This is a genomic window from Leisingera sp. F5, assembly GCF_001593695.1.
Genome location: NZ_LUKH01000766.1, coordinates 1 through 1,707, shown reverse-complemented (window position 1 = coordinate 1,707; position 1,707 = coordinate 1). Strand labels below are relative to the sequence as shown.

General features: G+C 64.3%; 1 protein-coding gene. It reads left to right on the top strand.

Annotated elements, in window-relative coordinates; genetic code table 11:
- Positions 1-61 precede the first annotated feature (61 nt).
- A partial coding sequence (locus A2I95_RS35700) for an ABC transporter transmembrane domain-containing protein (RefSeq protein ID WP_291737279.1) occupies positions 62-1,707 on the top strand: 1,646 nt, incomplete at its 3' end.

Genomic DNA, 1,707 nt, shown 5'->3' with positions numbered 1-1,707 from the left:
TTCCGGCAATAAGCCGGTGCTGCGGGCGGTGCCTGTTTCCGGAACCGGAGCACCGGAGGCGATGCAGCCGGCCAACACGCCCGCCTCTGCGCCCGTCCCCGTTCCGGACGCCAATCCGCTGCCAAAAGCCCCGCCGCAGGACACCCAGCCTGAAGTCGGCTCGTTGCTGGAGGGCGCAGCAACCCGAATTCAGCACCGCGCAAGCCTGATTGCCACCCTGGCCGCTCTGAAGGGCAGCGAAGTGCCGGTCAGCGACGTCGCCGCCTTCCTGTGGAGTGAAACACCGGGCGACCTGTCGCTGCATTCACTGGCCAAGGCGTTGCACACGACCGGGCTGCAGCCGAAGATCCTGGAAAAGCAAACCTTGAACCCAGCCCTCTGGCCCGCGCTTGCGGTCATGTCCGGCGGCCAATGCGTGCTGGTGCTGAGCCAGACCGAAGAAACACTGACCATCTACGACACCGCCTGCGCGGACAACCGCACCGAAGTGCCGCTGGGTGAATTCGGCCCCTATTTCACCGGCACCGTGCTGTCGGCCCGCCCCTCGCTGAAGCAGATGGCGGCGAAACATACACCGCAGATCGACCCCGGCCATTGGTTCTGGAGCGAGTTCCCGAAATACCGCCGCCAGGTGGGCGAGATCATGCTGGGATCTCTGGTCGCCAACATCCTGGCGGTTTCGGTCGCGCTGTTCTCGCTTCAGGTCTACGACCGCGTGGTGCCGCACCAGTCGCAAGCCACACTGTGGGTGCTTGCAGTCGGCGCCTTTTTGGCGATTGCGCTGGAGGCGATGCTGAAGCTGGCCCGCGCCCGGCTGACCGATGCCGCAGGCCGCCAGATCGAGCTGTCGGTGCAGCACAACCTGATGCGCCGCCTGATCGGCATGCGCTCGGACAAGAAACCGCTGCCGCCCTCCGGCCTGTTTGCTGCAATGCGCGATTTCGGCTCGGTGCGGGAGTTCTTTACCTCTTCCACCATCTCCACCCTGGCCGATATCCCGTTTATCGCGGTCTTCCTGCTGCTGGTGGCCTCGATCGCCGGGCCGGTGGTCTGGGTGATTGTCGCGGGCGGCGTTCTGATGCTGCTGCCTGCCTATTTCATGCAGAAGAAGATGATCGCCCTGACCCGCCAGACCCAAGGCGCCAATGCCAAGGCCGGACGGCTGCTGCATGAGGTCGTCACCGAACTCGACACCGTCAAAACCCAGCGTGGCGAAGAGCGGGTGCTGCGGCTGTGGGATGAGCTGAACACGCTGTCCTCCCATTCCGCGACTGAGCAGCGCAAGCTGTCCAGCGCCCTCACCTATTGGTCGCAAGGGGTGCAGCAGGCCACCTATATCACCGCTGTGGTGCTGGGCACGCTGCTGGTTTTCGCGGGTGAATTCACCGTCGGCACCATTATCGCAACCGGCATCCTGACCAGCCGCACCTTGGCACCGCTGACGCAATTTGCCGGCACTTTGGCGCGCTGGAGCAACGTCAAGGCCGCACTTGAAGGGCTGGATGCGATTGCACAGGCGCCGCAGGAGAAGGAGAAGGAACGCACCTACCTTCGCCGTCAGAAAATCGAGGGCCGGTTCGACCTGCGCGAGATCCTGTTCCGCTATGAGGACGACGCCGCACCGACGCTGGATGTGCAGGCGGTGGCAGTCACTCCCGGTCAGCGGGTTGCCGTTCTGGGTGTCAATGGCTCAGGCAAATCCACCCT